The sequence below is a fragment of the Pseudomonas sp. NFACC41-3 genome (genome assembly GCF_900109505.1).
Taxonomy (GTDB): domain Bacteria; phylum Pseudomonadota; class Gammaproteobacteria; order Pseudomonadales; family Pseudomonadaceae; genus Aquipseudomonas; species Aquipseudomonas chlororaphis.
Genome location: NZ_FOAE01000001.1, coordinates 1,629,348 through 1,643,960, shown reverse-complemented (window position 1 = coordinate 1,643,960; position 14,613 = coordinate 1,629,348). Strand labels below are relative to the sequence as shown.

Sequence of the window (14,613 nt, the reverse complement as noted above, 5' to 3'; positions counted from 1 at the left end):
GGGATTCAACTTTTGCCCACAATGTTTTTCACAGCTGTTGTAAGGGCCGCGCCAGGCCCGGAGGGGCTGTTAGCCGCCGGAGGTTGAGCCAGATGAACGACGACTCCCTGGACGAAACGCTCGAGGAACGTCGCCAGCGCCGGGTGGCGCGGGCGCTGAGCCTGAACCCCGACGAAGTGGCGCGCTGGGTGGTGGCCATGGAAGAGGACGGCAGTGGCATGGGTTATGTCATCGAGTTTTCCGCCGCCACGCCGGTCGGGGTGCTGGCCAGGGTGCCGGGGCTGGGTAGCGACCGGCTGATCAATATCGGCCCCATCGACTAGCCATCATGGTCTGCATGCCAGCACTGACCGCCGAACGCCTGCGGGCCTTGCACCGCGAAGGCTTCGTGCTGTTGCCCGGGGTACTCGACGCTGACCGGATCAACTTGCTGCGCCATGCCATCGACGGCCTCAAGCCCCAGCATTGGGACTACAGCGGCTTGCTCGAACACTACAAATGCGTGTTCAACCGCGACCCGCTGTGGCTACCGTTTCTCGACCTGCCGGGGGTGATTGAGCTGGCTGAGGCGGCGCTGGGTGAGGATTGCCATGTCATCGGCCAGACCGCCTGGCGCTGTCATCCGGGTTTCCAGGGGATGGGCCTGCACCTGGATTACCTGGCGATGCGACTGCCGCGCAGCCTGCTCAGCGATCCGGCCTTCGAGTTGCCGATGCAGATCTGCACCTGCCACCTGTACCTGGACGATATCGACCAGGACCTGTGCCCGACCCGCGTGGTGCCGGGCAGTCATCGCGCCGGGCGCCCCCCGCGAGCTGGCGAGGAACATTGGCATGGCCAAACTGCCCAGGCCGTGCTGTGCCAGGCCGGCGACGCGCTGATGTTTCGCAGCGAGCTGTGGCATGCCGGCAGCGAGAACAGCAGCGCCGAACGCATCCGCTACCTGCTGCAGGTGCACTATGGCCGGCGCATGGTGGCGCAGAAGTTTTCGCCGTACCTGCACTGGCGTTTCAACCCCGAGGTGCTGGCGGCGGCCTCGGCGCGCCAGCGGCGGTTGCTCGGCGAGCATGAGGAAGCGGAATACGACTGAGCGAAGGGACTGTCAGCTGTCGGGAAAGGGGATCGACAGCAACCAGCGGCTGAACGCCTGCAACGACGGCAGGTGCTGATAGCGGCTGGGGTAGGCCAGGTAATAGCCGCGGCCGCTGTCCACCGGCTCGAACAGCGCCACCAGTTCGCCGCTGTGGATCTCGTCCTGCACCAGGATGCGCGGCACCAGGCCGATGCCGATGCCGGCGACCACCGCCTGGATCAGGTGCGCGGTCAACTCGAACCCCGGGCCCATGCGCATCGCCCGCGGGTGCAGGCCGTTCTGCTCGAACCATTCGGGCCAGGCGTCGGGACGCGACACCACGTTCAGCAGCAACTGCCCGGCCACGTCGCCGACGGACATCGAGCCGTGCTCGGGCAGGGCCTTGGGGCTGGCCACCACCGTGAGCTTTTCCGAGAGCAGCCGATGGGCCTCGTAGCCGGGCCAGTGGCCCGTGCCGGCGCAGATGATCGCGTGCATGTCGGCGGTGTCCTTCGACAGGTCGCTGGTGACGATCCGCGAATGGATATGCACCAGGGTGCCCGGGTGGCTGGCGTAAAAGTCATGCATGCGCGGCAGCAGCCATTTCGAACCGAAGGTCGGCAACACCGCCAGGTGCAGCGGGCCGCCGCCGGCCTTGTGGGCGATGGTCTGCAAGGTGGCGTTGCGGATCCGCGCCAGGGCCGCCGCCAGTTCGTGGTGATACAGGGCGCCGGCGGCGGTCAGCTCGATATGCCGGCCGTCACGGTTGAACAGCGGCACTTCCAGCAGCGACTCCAGGGCCTGGACCTGGCGGCTGACGGCGCTCTGGGTCAGCGCCAGTTCTTCGGCGGCCTTGGTGAAGCTGCCATGCCGCGCCGCGGCCTCGAAGGCCACCAGCACCGACATCGACGGAGTGAGTCGTCTCGGGTTCATTCATAAAACTCATGAAAAAAGCACATGAAATACATTTGCCCAAGGTGCAAGGCTCTAGGAAAATAGGCTTTTTCGGCTGGCCGCCGCCCCTCGGGCTGCGTTCAAGCATACGTGTTTTGCATGCACCGCTGCGCCTTTTCTCTGCCTGGAAACCTTTTTGATGATTGCTCTGCTTGCCCCCGAACGCGACCCGCTGGCCCACTACCAAAGCTTCCTCGACGCCCTGGCCGCCGACGGCTTTCGCGGCGAGATCGCCCGTGACCTGGGCCTGCGCACGGTGCTGGCCACCGACAACTCGATCTACCAGCGGCTGCCGCAGGCTGCGGTCTTCCCCAGGGATGTCGCGGACGTGGAACGCCTGGCCCGGCTGGCGGCGAGCCCGGAACATCGCGCGGTGGTGCTCACTCCTCGTGGCGGCGGCACCGGCACCAACGGCCAGTCGCTGACCGACGGCATCGTGGTCGACCTGTCGCGGCACATGAACCGGATCCTCGAGATCAACGTCGAGGAGCGTTGGGTGCGGGTGCAGAGCGGGGTGGTCAAGGACCAGCTCAACGACGCCCTCAAGCCCCACGGCCTGTTCTTCGCCCCGGAGCTGTCGACCTCCAACCGCGCCACCGTCGGCGGCATGATCAACACCGATGCCAGCGGCCAGGGCAGTTGCACCTACGGCAAGACCCGCGATCACGTACTGGCGTTGAGCACCGTGCTGCTGGGCGGCAGCCGCCTGGACAGCGCGCCGATCGACAACCGCCAATTGACCGAGGAGGCCGCGCAGCCCGGGCGGATCGGCGAGGTCTACCGCTGCGCCCAGGACATCGCCGACCACCAGGCCGAGCTGATCGAGGCGATCTTTCCCAAGCTCAATCGCTGCCTGACCGGCTATGACCTGGCGCACCTGCGCGAGAGTCCGGAGCGTTTCAACCTCAACAGCGTGCTCTGTGGCTCCGAGGGCTCCCTGGGCTTTATCGTCGAGGCGCGGCTGAATGTGCTGCCGATTCCCCGGCACTCGATCCTGGTCAACGTGCGTTACGCCGGCTTCATGGATGCGCTGCGCGATGCCAAGGCGCTGATGGCGCTGAAGCCGCTGTCGATCGAGACGGTGGATTCCAAGGTGCTGATGCTGGCCATGCAGGACATCGTCTGGCATGGCGTGGCGCGGTATTTCCCCGAGCAGGCCGACACCCCGACCCTGGGCATCAACCTGATCGAGTTCAGCGGCGACGACCAGGAAGAGCTGGAGCAGCGGGTCGACGCCTTCGTCCGCCACCTGCAGCAGGACAGCTCGGTGGTGCGCCTGGGCCATACCCTGGCCATCGGCGCCCAGGCGGTGAACCAGGTGTACGCCATGCGCAAGCGCGCGGTGGGCCTGCTGGGCAACGTCCAGGGCGAGGCGCGGCCGCAGCCCTTTGTCGAAGACACCGCGGTGCCGCCGGAGAACCTGGCGGACTACATCCTCGAGTTCCGTGCGCTGCTCGATGGCTACGGCCTGCAATACGGCATGTTCGGCCATGTCGACGCCGGCGTATTGCACGTGCGGCCGATCCTCGACATGAAGGACCCCAAGCAGGCGGCGTTGATCCGGCCGATCTCCGATGCGGTGGCGGCGCTGACCCACAAGCACGGCGGCCTGTTGTGGGGCGAGCACGGCAAGGGCCTGCGCTCGCAGTACGTGCCGGACTATTTCGGCGAGCTCTACCCGTCGCTGCAGGCCCTGAAGGCCGCGTTCGACCCGTTCAACCAGCTCAACCCCGGCAAGATCGCCACCCCGGCCTCGGTGCCAGAGGCGCGCCTGACCCGGGTCGACGAAGTGGTGCTGCGCGGCGAGCTCGACCGCACCATCGACGAGCGCGTCTGGCAGAGCTATGACAGCGCCCTGCATTGCAACGGCAACGGCGCCTGCTACAACTTCGACCCGGACGACGCCATGTGCCCGTCGTGGAAGGCCACCCGCAACCGCATTCATTCGCCCAAGGGCCGCGCCTCGCTGATCCGCGAGTGGCTGCGCCTGCAGGGCGAGCAGGGGGTGGACGTGCTGAACGGCGGTGGCGCGCGGCTTTCCAACCTGGCCCGGCGCGTCTACAACAGCGCGGCGCGGCTGGCCGGGCGCGAGGACTTCTCCCATGAGGTGTACGACGCCATGGCCGGCTGCCTGGCGTGCAAGTCCTGCGCGGGGCAGTGCCCGGTCAAGGTCAATGTGCCGGAGTTCCGCTCGCGCTTTCTCGAGCTGTACCATGGCCGCTACCTGCGCCCGCTGAAGGACTACCTGATCGGTTCCCTGGAGTTCAGCGTTCCCTATCTGGCGCGCCTGCCGCGGCTGTACAACGCGCTGATCGGCGCGGCGCCGGTGAGCCGGGCGCTCCAGCACCTGGCGGGGATGGTCGACAGCCCGTTGCTCAGCACCCTGGATTTCCAGGCGGTGTGCCGCCGGCGCAACGTGCGCATGGCCAACGCCGCAGAACTGGCGGCGCTGTCTGCCGAACAGCGCGAACGTAGCGTGATCCTGGTGCAGGACGCCTTTACCCGGTTCTTCGAAACGCCGCTGGCGGCCGAGTGGCTGGAGCTGATCGAGCGCCTGGGCTTCCAGATCTACCTCGCGCCGTTCGCGCCTAACGGCAAGCCCTTGCAGGTCCAGGGCTTCCTCGGCGCCTTTGCCCGGGCCGCGCGCTACAACGCGCAATCGCTGCTGAAGCTGCAAGCCAGCGGCGTGCCCCTGGTCGGGCTCGATCCGGCGATGACCCTGGTCTACCGCCAGGAGTACCGCAAGACCCTGGGGGCGGCTCAGGCGCCCGAAGTGCTGCTGCCGCAGGAATGGCTGGCCCGGGTGCTGCCTGCAGTACCTAGTGAGGCGTCGGCCGAAGCGAACCCGACCGCCGAGGCCGAGCCGTATCAGTTCCTCGCGCACTGCACCGAGAAGACCAACGAGCCGGGCAGCATCGGCCTGTGGCAACAGGTGTTCGCGCGGATGGGGTTGAAGTTGCAAGTGCTGGCCAGCGGTTGCTGCGGCATGTCCGGCACCTACGGCCACGAGAGCCGCAACCTGGCCACTTCGCAGGTGATCTACCAGCAGTCCTGGCAGCCGCTGGTGGCGCGTCACGGCCAGGGCGGCCGACTGCTGGCCGACGGTTATTCCTGCCGCAGCCAGGTCAAGCGCCAGGAGGGGCAGGGCCTGCAGCATCCACTCCAGGCTCTGCTGGAACAACTGCGCAAACGCCCGCTAGCGACCTGACGACAGGGGGCGATGTAGCCGCTGCCGAGCCCGCGAGGCTGCGCTCGGTTTGGGCGGCATTCCGACGCAGCGCCCGCAAACCCAGCATCCGGATCTTCCCGCCGGCGCGGGGGCTTCAGTCGGTGCCGTCCATCAACTGCTTGATGCGCAGCCAGTCGTTGCGCGCTTCCAGGTATTTTTCGTTCGCCAACTGCTTGGCTTGGCTGAACAGGGCCAGGCGGTCGTCGTCGACATGGTCGGTGTTAAGCAGCTCATAGGCCTGGACATCCAGGCGGTCGGCTTCGGCAAACAGCCGGGCGTTGTGCGCCAGCTCCCGGTTGATTCGTTCTGTCCTGCTCATGGATGCATCGTCCTCGTCTGAATCCTGCCTATGGCCGGCCGGGGTCATTTCCACTGCCATTTGCCGCCGGCCATTTCACAGTCGGTCCTGGCCTGCTGGAGGTGTTCCGCCTGGTAATAAAAGGTCACCACCCGGGCCTTGTCGGGGATGTTCAGGGACGAGCCCTGTGGATCCTTGGCGGTCGCCCGCGGGTTGGCCAGCGCTTCCTGGGTCAGGCGCGCCCGGCACACGGCGAGGTAGGACTCGTCGCAATTGGCGACCTTTTGTTTCTCCTGGACCAGGGTGCCCGTGCTCTCATTGCTGCACGACCAGCCGATGGCTTCGGCCGGCATGCCTTCGAAGAGGTAACAGGTGTGGGTGTCGACATTGGCGACATCGGCGCTTTGCGAGCGGGTGACCACGTCGCAGCTCTGGGCGAAGGCGCCGCCGCTGCACAGGGCAACCACGGCAAGACAAGTCAGCGTACGGCTATTCATGGCGATCCCTCTTCCTGGCTCTGGGGGCCTCGGCGACCTGCGCTGTAGCGGGCGGCCGAGACAGTCAAACCCTGCCTGAATTTGGAAAATCGGCCCTTGCCCGGGGTTCCGTGGGGCTGCCGAGCGGTTGTCGCCAGCCACTTCATTCCGGCGTGCCATGGATCAGCTCCAGGGCCTCGCTGCGCGACAGCGGCCGCTGCATGCGCTGCGACAGCAGGGCCATGGCCCGCGGGTACTCGCAGGCGACTATCGACTCCACCTGTTCGTTGAAACACAGCAGGGCGATAAAGCGGTACTGCTCCGGCTCGCCCTCGAAGACGCTCTGGTTCCACCGGCGAGCATGGCCGAGCACCTCGAAGGTCTGGTCGTAGAAATAGGTCCAGAAGAAGGGCACCACGCTGAAACTCAGTTGCTCGCCAAGCATGTTGCAGGCGGCGAGCCGGCCTTGTTGCTGGGCCACGCGCCAGTGTTCGATGCGCTGCGAGCGGCCGTCGTAGGGGAAACTCACGAGGTCGCCGGCCGCCCACAGGCCATCGGCCACGGCCAGGCCGGCATCGGCCTTGAGCGAACCGTCCTCGGCCCGGTCGAGGCCTTCGACGAAGGCCGTGGCAGGGCTGACGCCGATGCCGAACAGCACCAGGTCGACGGCGATGCGCTGGTCGTTGTCGAGGACTACCTGTTGCACCTGGCCCTCGCCGACCAGGGCCCGGGCTTCGCAACCGGCGTGGTAGATCACCCCGTGCTGTTCATGCAGGACCCGTATGGCGCTACCGATGCGTTCGCCCAACTGGCGTTGCAGCGGTACCGGGTGGCGACCGATCAGGTGCACCATCAGCCCGCGTTTGCGCAGGGCCGAGGCGGCTTCGAGGCCGATAAAGCTGTCGCCGACGATCGCCACGCGTTTACCGGGCCGGGCCTGTTCCAGCAGGCGCGCGGCATCCTCCCGCGAGCGCAGCATGAACACCCCCGGCAGGTCGGCGCCTTCGATGGCCGGCAGGCGCGGTTCGGCGCCGGTGGCCAGGAGCGCGGCGTCGTAGTCCAGGCGCTGGCCGTTGGCCAACAGGATCTGTCGCCGCCTTGGGTCGAGGCGCAGGACCTCGGCCTTGAGCACCTGTAGATCGGCCTTGCGATAGAACTCCGGCTCGAGCAGGGCCGGGACTTCCTCCGGCGGCATCTCGCCGGCCAGCACGTATTTGCTCAGGGCGGTGCGGTCATAGGCGGGCCGCGCTTGCTTGTCGATCCAGGTCAGGTTCCTGCCGAAGCCTTTGGCCTGCAGGGTCGCTACCGCGGCGGCCCCGGCAGCGCCGGCGCCGATCACCAGCAGCCGGCGCGAGTCGGCCTGGCGTGGCGGGGCGGGTTCGGCCATGGGCTGGTCGGCGACCCAGACCCGGTTGTCATGGCGGATGTCGACTTTGTAGCGCTTGAGGCTCGCCAGCGGAGGCGGCTCGCAGACCAGCCCGCTGTCGCAGGCAAAGGCGCCCTTGTGCCAGGGGCAGATCAGTCGCCCCTGATACACCGCGCCCTGTTCCAGCGGCGCCCCGGCGTGGGGGCAATCGGCCTGGTAGGCCCGGACCTGATCGCCGGTGCGAACCAGCAGCACGGCTTCGGCGCCGACCTGGACCCGGGTGCCGCGGTCTTCGGGCAACTGGTCGAGGCGGGCCACGACATAAAAGGTCATCGCTTTTCTCCTGCGCATTGCGCGCCCTCGGCCATCCTTGCGCGCCACCTTCTCGGGGGCGCGGGGCCGGGTACGGAATCTTCTGCTCGAGGGCGCAACGCGGCCCGGCCAAGTGGCTTCGCACGGCTTTCGTCATGAACGCCGCCAATCGCTGGATTAAGTGTGGACCCTGCAAAGCGCGACCGATGGGCGCGCTCCGATAGCCGGTCATGCCCGGGCCCGGGCCAAGCCGCTAGACAGCCAGACCGCTAGACCGCCAGTTCGATCAACCGGCCTTCGACCTGGCCGGCCTCGATGGTCAGGCAGCCCAGGCTGACCGGCAGCTTGAAGCGCCTTGGCCCGGCGCTGCCCGGGTTGATGTAGAGCACATCGTCCTGCCAGAACTGCAGCGGCCGGTGGGAGTGGCCGCTGACCACCACCCGCACGCCCGGCGGCAGAGGCTTCGGCACCTCGGCCAGGACATGGCAGAGCAGCAGGTCGACGCCATCGAGCCGCACGGTGATGTGATGGGGCAGTGCCCGGGCCCAGTCATGGGGCTGATCGACATTGCCGAATACCGCGGTCACCGGCGCCAGATGTCCGAGGGTGGCGAGCATCTGCGGGTCGCCGATATCGCCGGCATGCAGGATGTGCGCGCACCCCTGCAGCGCCGCCAGCGCACCGGGGCGAAGCAAACCATGGGTGTCGGAGATCAGGCCTATTTTCATGCGCGCTTTTCATCGAAGGCTGGTTAACGTGGTTTCGCCGTGGTGCAAGCATAGCCAGTCGCGCTCGACGATAACCGGCGCGGGCAGGCCGCTGGCATGGGCTGTCCGGGCAAAAAAAAGCCGGAGTGCGTCAGGGACGACACTCCGGCGTTGTGGATCAGGCTTTGCGGGTACCGCCGCCGGAGCCTTGGGTGCCGCCTTTCTTGCCTGCGTCAGGGGCTTTTTGCCGATCGGCGGGGATGTTGCCCCCCGAACCCTGGCCGCCGGATTTCTTGCCGGCCGGTGAGGGTTTTTGAGTGTCCTTGTTGCCCATGAGTGGGTTCTTTCCGCTGGTAGCCATTTTTTTCAATCCTCGATAGTGAGCGATTTGACACCTCGCAAGATTGGGAAACAAAACTGCAAACGAAAGTTTGAAAAAGTTTCTTGCGGGACGACGAGTGGCGGGGGATCGATTGGCCGCGGGCAGTTGTCCAACATTAAGTCGGTTTATAGGGCCTGGGGGATCAAGTTGTATTTTCAATTGGAGGACCAGAGGGCCTATCGGTCTAACTGAACGACGCGCGGCATTTGCCGGCTGGCTGGCCGCACGTGCGTTGGCCGCGTGCCGATGGCCAGACAACCGACCCTACTGGCCCATGCGCAAGAATGCATAAAAATAGCCTGGCGGAGACCGATATGGCTGATCAGCCGCGCAGAGTTCTGGACGAGGACCGTTTTCGCTTGCTGGTCGAAGCGGTGGTCGACTACGCGATCTACATGATCGATCCCCAGGGCATCGTCACCAGCTGGAATGCCGGCGCCAGGCGGTTCAAGGGTTACCAGGAAGCGGAAATCCTCGGCGCGCACTTTTCCTGTTTCTACACCCCCGAAGACCGCCAGGCCGGGTTGCCGGAACGCGCGTTGCATACCGCGCTCACCGAGGGGCGTTTCGAGGGCGAGGGTTGGCGGGTGCGCAAGGACGGTACGCGCTTCTGGTGCCATGTGGTGATCGATCCGATCCGCGATTCCAGCGGGCAGCTGCTGGGTTTCGCCAAGATCACCCGCGACCTGACCGAGCGCAAGATCGCCGAAGAAACCCTCAAGCAGAGCGAGCAGCAGTTTCGCCTGCTGGTGCAGAGCGTCACCGACTACGCCATCTATATGCTCGACCCCAACGGCCGGGTCAGCAGCTGGAACCTCGGCGCGCAGCGGATCAAGGGCTACCTGCCGCAGGAAATCATCGGCGAGCATTTCTCGCGCTTCTACACCGAGCAGGATCGCCTCGACGGCGTGCCCCAGCGGGCCCTGGAAATCGCCACCCGCGAGGGCCGTTTCGAAAAACAGGGCTGGCGGGTACGCAAGGACGGCACGCAGTTCCTCGCCCATGTGATCATCGATCCGATCCGCGGCGATGCCGGTGAGCTGTTGGGGTTCGCCAAGGTCACCCGCGATATCAGCGAGACGGTCGAGGCGCAGAAGGCCCTGGAAAGTGCCCGCGAGGCGCTGTTCCAGGCGCAGAAACTGCAAGCCATCGGCCAGCTCAGCGGCGGCATCGCCCATGACTTCAATAACCTGCTGACGGTGATCCTGGGCAACCTGGAGCTGGCGCGCAAACGCATCGGCGGCGACCCGAAACTCTCGCGCCTGCTGGACAATGCGGTGGTCGGCGCCGAGCGTGGGGTGTCGCTGACCCAGCGCATGCTGGCCTTTGCCCGGCGCCAGGAACTCAAGACCGAGCCCGTGGCCCTGACGCAACTGATGACCAACCTCAGTGGTTTGCTCGACAGCTCGCTGGGGCCCCAGGTGACCATCCTCACCGAGCTGCCCGAATCCCTGCCGACAGTGCTCGCCGACGTCAACCAGCTGGAATTGGCAGTGCTCAACCTGGCGACCAATGCCCGCGATGCGATGCCGGGCGGCGGCACCCTCGTGTTCAAGGCCGATCTGTGCGACAGCGGCCAGGCCGCCGGCGTCAACCTGCCCCATGAGCGTTATGTGCGCCTGTGCGTGATCGACAGCGGCGAAGGCATGGACGAGCAGACCCTGGCCCTGGCCGCCGATCCGTTTTTCACCACCAAGGGCGTGGGCAAGGGCACCGGCCTTGGCTTGTCGATGGTGCATGGCCTGGCCGAACAACTGGGAGGCCGGCTGATCCTCAAGAGCCTCAAGGGGCAGGGCACCACCGCCGAGTTGTGGTTGCCCCTGGCGAGCCAGGCGACCCCCGTCGTCCCGGCTCGTATGCCGGCTCCGGACTCGCAGCCGCAGCCTTTGTGCGTGCTGGTGGTCGACGACGACAGCCTGGTGCTGACCAGCACCACGCTGCTGCTCGAAGACCTCGGGCACCAGGTGCTCTGCGCGATGTCCGGGGCCCAGGCGCTGCAACGGTTCGCCGAATACCCGGCGATCGACCTGATGATCACCGACCTGGCGATGCCGGTGATGGACGGCGGGCAACTGGCGAGCGCCGTGCGCGAGCTGCGCCCGGACCTGCCGATCATTCTCGCCAGTGGTTACGCCCAGCGCCTGGAGGGGCTGGCCGCGGCTTTGCCGCGGGTGCCCAAGCCTTACACCCAACTGCAATTGATCGAGGCGCTGGCGCAGGCGGTGAGACAAACGCCGTCCAGCCTCAGGACGTGCCGCTGACCGCCGATTGAGCTCGCCGGGCGCCGCGGATACGTCGATACGACCAGGGGGCACTGCCGATGAACGCGCTGAAAATCGCCACCTTCAACCTCAATGGCATCCGTGCGCGCCTGCCGAACCTGCTGGCCTGGCTGGAACGCGAGCGCCCCGACATCGTCTGCCTGCAGGAGCTCAAGGCGCTCGACCGGGAGTTTCCCAAGGCGGCCCTGGAGGCCGCGGGGTATGGCAGCCTGCACCACGGCCAGGCGTCCTGGAACGGTGTGGCGATCCTCGCCCGCGACAGCCAGCCCCTGGAAATCCGTCGCGCGCTGCCGGGCATCGAGGACGACGGGCAAAGCCGCTACCTGGAGGCGGCGGTCCACGGCGTGCTGGTGGGGTGCCTGTACCTGCCCAACGGCAACCCGCAACCGGGGCCGAAATTCGACTACAAGCTGGCCTGGTTCGAGCGCCTGATCGCGCATGCCGCGACTCTGCAGGACAGCGCGCACCCGGTGCTGCTGGCGGGGGACTACAACGTGGTGCCGACGGATTTCGATATCTACAACCCGCGCTCCTGGCTCAAGGACGCGCTGCTGCAACCGCAAAGCCGCGAGTGCTACCAGCGGCTGCTGGCACAGGGCTGGACCGACGCCTTGCGCGAGCTGTACCCGGATCAGCGGGTCTACACCTTCTGGGATTACTTTCGCCAGCACTGGCCAAGAAACTCCGGCCTGCGCATCGACCACCTGCTGCTCAACCGGGCCCTGGCTCCTTACCTGGAGAACGCCGGGGTCGATGCCTGGGTGCGCAACGAGCCCCACGCCAGCGATCACGCGCCCGCCTGGATTGCCCTGGGCACGCGCAAGCGGCGCGGCTGAGCCTGAAGACAAGGCACAGGCATAAAAAAGCCCGGCGCCAAGGCCGGGCCCGCGAGCAAAAGAGCTCGCCAGGGTGAGGAAAGAGGTCAGGCGGCATGGCGCGATGTGCCCATGGTTTTCTTGTATTCGGCCTTGAGCATTTCCATTTCGGCGCCCAGTTGTTCGAGGGTCGCCTTGCCCAGCAGCTTGCGCGCCTGGGGAAACATCTCACGCTCTTCCTCGTCGATGTGATGCTCGAGCAGCTCCTTGACCACCTTGACCCGCCCGGCGAATTCCGGGGCCGACGGATCGGTGGCCTTGAGGTCGGGCAGCACCAGCGAGTCGACGCTGCGGTGCTCTTCCTTGGCCTCGTAATACATCACTTGCTGCTCCTTGCTCCCGGCTTTCTTGAACGCCGGGTACAGGATCTGTTCTTCGAGCTGGGTGTGCACGGTGACTTCCATTTCCAGCTTGTTCAGCAGGTCGGTGCGTTTCTTGATCCCGCGCTCGGTGGATTCGCTCAGTTGGGTCAGGATGGTTTTCACGCGTTCGTGGTCGGCTAGCAACAGGTCGATGGCGTTCATGATGGTTCCTCTGCTGTCACGGGTAATGGGACGCTCGCATGTCGTCCTCGTTAGTCCTGAAAATTGCATCGCCCGTGCCAGAGTGACGAATTGGATAAAACCTTGGTTAATCAATGGCTTGTGTCCATCACCGCGACAACTCCTTCGTGCAAGTTGCATGGCGCAGGCCCTTGGCGCCCTGCATTCTGCTGGCTTATCCCGGTGGTCGGTCGGGATGGCGCCGGCGTTTCTTGTTGCTCTCGTAGCGGGCGAGCATCGGTTGGGTGCTCAGGCCGTGAACCAGGATGCTCAAGGCCACCACCGACAGGGTGAGGTTGGCGCTGGCGTCGGCCAGCGCCGGGTCGAGGTCATGGTTGAGGGCATAGAACAGGTAATAGAGGCTACCGATGCCGCGGATGCCGAACCAGCCGAGCAGCAGGCGCTGGCGGCCGTCGAGCAGGCGGCCCCAGGGGATCAGCAAGACGCTGAGCGGGCGGATCAGCAGGAACAGCAGGGCGCCGACGGTCAGCGCATGCCACTCCCAATGGGCGACCAGCACCACGCCGAGCAGGGTCACCAGGAACACTTCCATGGCCCGCTCCACTAGGCCGCCGAAGGCCAGCATGTCGCCGAGCATGATGCCCGCCGCGACCTGGCTTTCGCCCAGGGCCTCGACGTCGCCATGCACCGCCTGCGCCGGATCGACATGCTGGTGGCCGACCACCGGTTGCACCAGGTGTTCGGCCGGCGCCCGGGCATGGTCGCTGGAATGCACCTCGGCCTGGCGCAACCCGAGGGCAGCGGCGAACACCGCGAGAAAACCGTAGCCGTGGATCAGTTCCGCCACCACGTAGGCCAGGGCGATCAGGGCGAAGGTCAGGTAGTCGTTCGGCGAGACCGTGCTGTCGGCGTACTTGATCCGCAGGTGCAGGGTCAGGTGGCCGAGACCGCGGCCCATCCAGTAACCGCTGAGCAGACCCGCGGGCACTGCCCAGAGCAGGCTGAACACCACCCAGTCGCCGAGCCAGGCGCCGGTGTCGTCGCCCTGGCGGGTCAGCAGCAGGCCGAGGATCACGAACGGAAACGCCACGCCGTCGTTCAGCCCGGCCTCACCGGACAGGCCGAAGCGCACCCGGTCGTAGTCCTGGGCGTCGCTGACCTGGACCAGGGTCGCCAGCACCGGGTCGGTCGGGGCGAGGATCGCGCCGATCAGCAGCGACGGCCCCCAGGGCATGTGCAAACCGTAGTGCAGCAGCAGGCCGACCCCAGCGATCGACAGCAGCATCACCGGCCCGGCCAGGCCGAAGGCGATGCGCCAACTGCGGCTGTTGAGCGGCAACCTGAGCTTGAGGCCGCTGACGAACAGCGAGAACAGCACCGCCACTTCGGTCAGGTGTTCCATCCAGCCCGAAGCCTGGTGGATGTCCAGTTGCAGCAGGCCCAGGCCGGCGGGGCCGATGGCGATCCCCAGCGCCAGGCAGACCACCGAGGTGGTCACGGGCATCCAGCGCAGGTAGGAGGAGGTCAGCGCGAGGATCAGCAGCACCGCGCCCAGGACCGCGACCCAGGCAATGAAGGTCATGCCGGCCTCAGGTCGCGCGCAGCGAGGCTGCCTTGAGCGTTGGCGGGCCCGGCCAGCGCGGCGGCGATCATGAGCGGGCTGGGGGCGACAGGCATGAACGGATCCTCATGAACGCGGACGTACAAGGCAGGAGCGCTCGCCAGCTCGAAGCGGCGGGCCCTCAAGCTGAAGACGCCCGCCAGGCCCGGACGTTCCACCGCGCAGCCGTACGGCAGGCGCCATGGCCATTCGTCCAGTGCTTCGCACCCGGGGCGCGGTTCGGCATCGAACAAGAACAGGCAATGCCGCCCGGACCGATACAGAGGTGCTTATGACTCGCCAGCCCGTTGATCCGCGCAACGATCCGCAGAACGATCGCACGCGCGCCCCCGAACCGCTGGAACCGCAGGACGCCCACGGGTTGCCTGGCTACCCCGGGCGGGCCGCGGCCGCGGGTGAGAAAAAGCCCGCCAAGGGCCCGGCCAATCGCCCCGAGCCCGAACCGGGCGCCACTGAACCTGGCAACCAAACCCCGGAACAGGACAACGAAAAAACCGCTTGAGGCCGTGGCTCGCGCCGCGACGGGGCGGTCTTGG

Annotated in this window: 14 protein-coding genes; 6 read left to right on the top strand and 8 right to left on the bottom strand. The window is 66.5% G+C overall.

Annotation, left to right across the window (positions count from 1 at the left end; all coding sequences use genetic code 11):
- Positions 1-92 precede the first annotated feature (92 nt).
- Positions 93-323: a hypothetical protein gene (locus BMY68_RS07455; protein ID WP_007925461.1), complete on the top strand. Its 231-nt coding sequence runs from the start codon at positions 93-95 to the stop codon at positions 321-323.
- A gap of 5 nt (positions 324-328) precedes the next feature.
- Entirely contained in the window at positions 329-1,090 is a 762-nt protein-coding gene (locus BMY68_RS07450) for a phytanoyl-CoA dioxygenase family protein (protein WP_085530803.1), read from the top strand.
- A gap of 12 nt (positions 1,091-1,102) precedes the next feature.
- Here BMY68_RS07450 and BMY68_RS07445 read toward each other — a convergent pair whose 3' ends face one another.
- Positions 1,103-2,005: a LysR substrate-binding domain-containing protein gene (locus tag BMY68_RS07445; RefSeq protein ID WP_009043973.1), complete on the bottom strand. Its 903-nt coding sequence runs from the start codon at positions 2,003-2,005 to the stop codon at positions 1,103-1,105.
- Positions 2,006-2,165: 160 nt separating this feature from the next.
- Between BMY68_RS07445 and BMY68_RS07440 the strand changes: the two genes are divergently transcribed.
- Positions 2,166-5,234 carry a D-2-hydroxyglutarate dehydrogenase YdiJ gene (locus BMY68_RS07440; RefSeq protein ID WP_085530804.1) on the top strand — a complete coding sequence of 1,023 codons (3,069 nt, stop codon included), beginning with the start codon at positions 2,166-2,168 and terminating at the stop codon, positions 5,232-5,234.
- 115 nt (positions 5,235-5,349) lie between these two features.
- Here BMY68_RS07440 and BMY68_RS07435 read toward each other — a convergent pair whose 3' ends face one another.
- The 5 genes from BMY68_RS07435 to BMY68_RS29570 form a co-directional block, all read right to left on the bottom strand.
- Complete coding sequence (locus BMY68_RS07435) at positions 5,350-5,574, bottom strand: hypothetical protein (protein WP_062826311.1); 225 nt, start codon at positions 5,572-5,574, stop codon at positions 5,350-5,352.
- Between the two features lie 44 nt (positions 5,575-5,618).
- Positions 5,619-6,050 (bottom strand): hypothetical protein, encoded by a 432-nt coding sequence (locus BMY68_RS07430; RefSeq protein ID WP_085530805.1) that lies wholly within the window; start codon positions 6,048-6,050, stop codon positions 5,619-5,621.
- Positions 6,051-6,192: 142 nt separating this feature from the next.
- A complete protein-coding gene (locus BMY68_RS07425) occupies positions 6,193-7,728 on the bottom strand; it encodes an FAD-dependent oxidoreductase (RefSeq protein ID WP_085530806.1) in 1,536 nt (511 codons plus the stop codon).
- A gap of 248 nt (positions 7,729-7,976) precedes the next feature.
- Positions 7,977-8,435 (bottom strand): metallophosphoesterase family protein, encoded by a 459-nt coding sequence (locus tag BMY68_RS07420; protein ID WP_085530807.1) that lies wholly within the window; start codon positions 8,433-8,435, stop codon positions 7,977-7,979.
- Positions 8,436-8,592: 157 nt separating this feature from the next.
- Entirely contained in the window at positions 8,593-8,775 is a 183-nt protein-coding gene (locus BMY68_RS29570) for a hypothetical protein (RefSeq protein WP_007925473.1), read from the bottom strand.
- Positions 8,776-9,110: 335 nt separating this feature from the next.
- Between BMY68_RS29570 and BMY68_RS07415 the strand changes: the two genes are divergently transcribed.
- Both BMY68_RS07415 and BMY68_RS07410 read left to right on the top strand, forming a co-directional pair.
- Complete coding sequence (locus BMY68_RS07415; RefSeq protein WP_085531556.1) at positions 9,111-11,057, top strand: hybrid sensor histidine kinase/response regulator; 1,947 nt, start codon at positions 9,111-9,113, stop codon at positions 11,055-11,057.
- 59 nt (positions 11,058-11,116) lie between these two features.
- A complete protein-coding gene (locus tag BMY68_RS07410) occupies positions 11,117-11,914 on the top strand; it encodes an exodeoxyribonuclease III (protein ID WP_009043965.1) in 798 nt (265 codons plus the stop codon).
- 86 nt (positions 11,915-12,000) lie between these two features.
- Here BMY68_RS07410 and BMY68_RS07405 read toward each other — a convergent pair whose 3' ends face one another.
- Together BMY68_RS07405 and BMY68_RS07400 are read right to left on the bottom strand one after the other, a co-directional pair.
- Positions 12,001-12,477: a hemerythrin domain-containing protein gene (locus tag BMY68_RS07405; RefSeq protein WP_085530808.1), complete on the bottom strand. Its 477-nt coding sequence runs from the start codon at positions 12,475-12,477 to the stop codon at positions 12,001-12,003.
- Positions 12,478-12,670: 193 nt separating this feature from the next.
- Positions 12,671-14,038 (bottom strand): cation:proton antiporter, encoded by a 1,368-nt coding sequence (locus BMY68_RS07400; protein ID WP_085530809.1) that lies wholly within the window; start codon positions 14,036-14,038, stop codon positions 12,671-12,673.
- Between the two features lie 310 nt (positions 14,039-14,348).
- On the opposite strand from BMY68_RS07400, the gene BMY68_RS07390 reads away from it, so the two are divergent.
- Positions 14,349-14,579 (top strand): hypothetical protein, encoded by a 231-nt coding sequence (locus BMY68_RS07390; protein WP_085530811.1) that lies wholly within the window; start codon positions 14,349-14,351, stop codon positions 14,577-14,579.
- Positions 14,580-14,613: the final 34 nt, after the last annotated feature.